The organism is Microcystis sp. M_OC_Ca_00000000_C217Col, assembly GCF_007095585.1.
In the GTDB taxonomy this organism is placed as follows: domain Bacteria; phylum Cyanobacteriota; class Cyanobacteriia; order Cyanobacteriales; family Microcystaceae; genus Microcystis; species Microcystis panniformis.
Map to the genome: position 1 here is coordinate 1 of NZ_SFBV01000023.1, position 3,599 is coordinate 3,599.

General features: G+C 47.4%; 3 protein-coding genes, 1 tRNA gene and 1 pseudogene. 1 reads left to right on the forward strand and 4 read right to left on the reverse strand.

The features are described 5' to 3' along the window. Nucleotides 1–113 (forward strand): annotated as a pseudogene (locus EWV66_RS01230) (IS630 family transposase); the annotation flags it as partial. A 46-nt stretch (nt 114–159) separates the two neighbouring features. Here EWV66_RS01230 and brnA read toward each other — a convergent pair. The 4 genes from brnA to EWV66_RS01250 form a co-directional block, all read right to left on the reverse strand. Continuing rightward, nucleotides 160–384, reverse strand: coding sequence for a type II toxin-antitoxin system BrnA family antitoxin (brnA, locus tag EWV66_RS01235; protein WP_002759052.1), 225 nt, complete (start codon nt 382–384; stop codon nt 160–162). After that, nucleotides 374–643, reverse strand: a complete 270-nt coding sequence (locus tag EWV66_RS01240) for a BrnT family toxin (RefSeq protein ID WP_002759054.1) — start codon at nt 641–643, stop codon at nt 374–376. Before EWV66_RS01240 ends, brnA begins: the two co-directional genes overlap by 11 nt. A gap of 295 nt (nt 644–938) precedes the next feature. Continuing rightward, nucleotides 939–1,012, reverse strand: a tRNA-Met gene (locus EWV66_RS01245). A 91-nt stretch (nt 1,013–1,103) separates the two neighbouring features. After that, nucleotides 1,104–2,930: a peptidoglycan DD-metalloendopeptidase family protein gene (locus EWV66_RS01250; RefSeq protein ID WP_072927763.1), complete on the reverse strand. Its 1,827-nt coding sequence runs from the start codon at nt 2,928–2,930 to the stop codon at nt 1,104–1,106. Nucleotides 2,931–3,599 lie beyond the last annotated feature (669 nt).

The window sequence follows — 3,599 nt, forward strand, 5'->3', positions numbered from 1 at the left end:
CAGCCATTTATGAATGTTTGAATGATGCCCATTTGAAACATAAAAAAGAACTGGATTCCTTGCTGACTCTACGATTTCAGAAGTTTAATAAATCTCAGATTATGAACGTCTAAAGTATATCAAAGTAATTTGAGTTCCGGTGCTGATTCGGATCATCTTTCAATTTGACAACGCCAATTTTTCCCCAATCCAGTCTTTGACAATAGCTTGTAACGGTAAATCACGACGCTGACTTTCTTGCTCAAGAGCCTCTACCATCCATGAGGGAAACTCAAACGCAATTGTTTGTTCCTCGGAATTAGAACGTTTAATTTTAGTTAAATCCAAGTATTCGATGATATTTTCTCCATCATCAAATTTGCGGTCAAAATCTTCAGCTTTCATAAATTTCTACCTCTTCAGGTCTAGAGCGTCGGACTGAAATAATACGGATTTTGGTTTGACGATAGGTAACTACGGCTGACCAATGCTTACCTGCTATTATACCAATAACAACAAATCGTGGTTCATTTTCTGTTCGGGCTGGAATTTCGACTTTTTGGGAATCTAACCATAATACTTGAGCTTCAACAAAATCTAGACCATGTTTATTTTTGTTAGCTTGGCTTTTATTAGGATCAAATTCAAATTCCGGTTTTTTCATTCTCTTGGCTTCGTTTCCGTGGCTGCATCTCAATTTGGTCGAAATATCTATAGGACATTTTGGGCGCACGCAGTTCGATAAACTCACTGACCACTAGGTACTCCTACCAGAATATTATGGTAGTGACTGTATCGGCAAAAGTTATAGTACAATTGGGCTAATAAATTTTGGAATTCCCTTGCTGCTGTTATCAGTAAAAAGTTATCAGGTAGAACCCGAAGGGAGCGTCCCCAAGTAAAAGGGAAAGAGATATCACCTGACCATAATCTTGCTGGTTTTCTTGGATCTTGTCCGATGGCTCAGGGCAGATTTGAACTGCCGACCTTGGGCTTATGAGTCCCCTGCTCTGACCAACTGAGCTACTAAGCCGTTGTTTACACAGTTATCAATGATAACACATAATCACCCAATTGCACAAGAGCAAAAAAGGGAAGAAAAAATCTTCCCTTTGGGGGCATCTTTAACGTCTGCCTGGCAGGAAAGCGATGGGATTAACTGCGCCCTGGCCGGAGGGGTGAACCTCGAAATGTAGGTGGGGGCCGGTGCTAAAACCGGTGCTACCCATCTGGGCAATTGGCTCGCCTTGCTGAACAGTTTCGCCGCGACGCACCAACAGACGGCTGTTATGGGCATAGAGAGTGACGCTACCATCGGGGTGACGCAGTTTCACCAGATTGCCATAACCGCCAGAATTCCAGCCGGAGGAGATTACTTCACCGGCAGCCGCCGCCACAACTGGTGTACCCACTGGACCGGCGATATCGATGCCGCGATGAGGTCTGCCCCAGCGCCAACCGAAACCGGAGGTTAACACACCTCTGGTGGGCCAGATAAAGCCGGTAAAAATCGGGGCGGGATTAGGTAAATGCTCATCGGGATTAGTGAGGGGAGGAAGAGAAGGTTCTACGGTTTCGCCGACGGGAATTCGGAGGCGGTCATTATACTCTTCCACATTGGTAGGGGCCGAACCGATAATCTGGGGGGGGGTGCTTTGGTTAGAACGAGAACGAAGGGCAGTCCATTGGGGATTAGGGTTTATTTGTCGATCATCGGGGGTTTCTGCGGGATTATCGACGGGAATAGCGATACTTTTCTGGGTTTCCGAAAGGTTAGTTTCCCGCAGATTAGCCACCTCTTGGCGCAATCTTTCCCGATAGCTGCCGGTGATATTTTCGGGGAATTCTTCCGTCCCCGTGGTGGCGGTGGCGGCGGGCAAATTTTGTCGATTGCTGGGGTTAAAGGACAATCTAGGGCGATCGCCGACCAAGGGGGTAAGATTTTGATTAACTCTAGCGTTGGCAGAGCGGTCGGGAATCACTAGGGTTTGATTAACTTTAATCCGGTTGGGGTTGTCAATGCCGTTTTCCCTGGCTAATTCGGCGGGGGTGATGCCGAGAGCGCGAGCGATCGTGTTTAAGGTATCCCCTGGCCGAACCCGATAAACTTGATTTTCTGGGGGAATTATGACCCGAGGATTGGGAACGGCGGGAATTTCAGTCACAGGAGCCGGATTTCGTAGGGCGACGCTGGGAATTTCCGGTCTGCTTGTCAAGGGAGGATTAAGGGGAATTGTTGCTATCGTGCGATCGCTTTCAGGGGTGGGAACGGGAATCGGGATCACCTGGCTGGTTGGTCGAGGGGATTCTTCGGGAGCAATAACGGGAATCTCGACGCTAGTTGGCGAATTATCGGGAACGAGAGCGGTAGTTTCAGTAACGATTACTGTTTCCCCAGAATTGGACTGATGGGGGGTTTCCTCGGTTCGCAAGGCGGCCAAACTTTCTTGGAGACGTTGACGGGTTTGACGCAGACTAGCAGAGGAACTATCCAACTGCTCAGGAGTTGCTGCCGGGGCTGCCGGGGGCAACTGCTCAGGAGTGGGAATTTTTAAGGTTTGTCCGATAATCAGATCGGATTGGGGGGAAAGATTATTGCGGGTAGCGATCGCTGAAGGGGTGGTTTGATAGGTGTCGGCTAAACTCCACAGGGATTCTCCCGGTTTTACCTGATGGTCAACTACTGATGTGGCGATGAATTTGACGGTAGCAAGTGCTTGGGATTGGATTATTTGCGGTTCTTTTAGTTCTTTACCCGCAGCTTTGGCTTTTTGGGACAGGTCGATCACTTCCCATTCCGGAGGTACAGAATTGGCGGCCTGGGCTGATTCTGAGGTGGAGTTGAGAAGGCTAGGTACTCCCAGAGAGAGTGCTAATCCCAGCAGGGCAGCCGAGCAACGGACTCGGTTAGACTCAGCATTGCTATTCTGTTCTGGGGTAGCGGATGTCATGGGGTTGTGGATAAAAGTCTCTTTCAAACAGACCTCCTGTGGTGTAAAGAGTTAGCTAGAGCCAGTCGATGAAGCCGATGATTCTAGCTTTCAGCATTAGCCTTGAGGCTAGAGTAGAAGTTAGGCAACTTTCTTTTTAGTCAAAATACCTAAAGGTGACTTTTAGGAGAGATTAACTTAGATTTTGAAATTATGCAAGTCTCCCTCTGACTATTAGCATCGGGATCACGGCAAGTTGGTGACATTTTGAATGTCCAGATTGACGATGCTCTATCTCAGTTGTTCCAAGCTGATCAGCATTTTTGGTCTTGCCAATTTTTGCCAGTTTTTTCATAGAAATTTTTTATCTGTTTTGCGATTTACAAAGAAATTATTAATCATTCGCCGCTCGACAGGAAACAAGGGGCAACGATGGCTATTCAAGGTCAATACCGGATAAATAGGGTTTGCCGAAAAAATTTTTTCTGGGGGCAGGGTGTGGGGTGTGAGGTGTCGGTCGTCCATAGCCAATTAGGTTACACTTCGTCTTGATCAGAAAAAGGCTGTCATACTATTAGGGGTCGAGAAGGTCGTCACCGACCTCCCCTCCCATTCAGAACCGTGCATGAGACTTTCACCTCACACGGCTCCTAGTTTGACTGTTCCCTTGTTAAGGATACAGCTTGACTT

Bases quoted from the DNA above. Each gene is read 5' to 3' on its own strand.
- brnA (WP_002759052.1), bottom strand. From the start codon at position 384: ATGAAAGCTGAAGATTTTGACCGCAAATTTGATGATGGAGAAAATATC.
- EWV66_RS01240 (WP_002759054.1), bottom strand. From the start codon at position 643: ATGAAAAAACCGGAATTTGAATTTGATCCTAATAAAAGCCAAGCTAAC.
- EWV66_RS01250 (WP_072927763.1), bottom strand. From the start codon at position 2,930: ATGACATCCGCTACCCCAGAACAGAATAGCAATGCTGAGTCTAACCGA.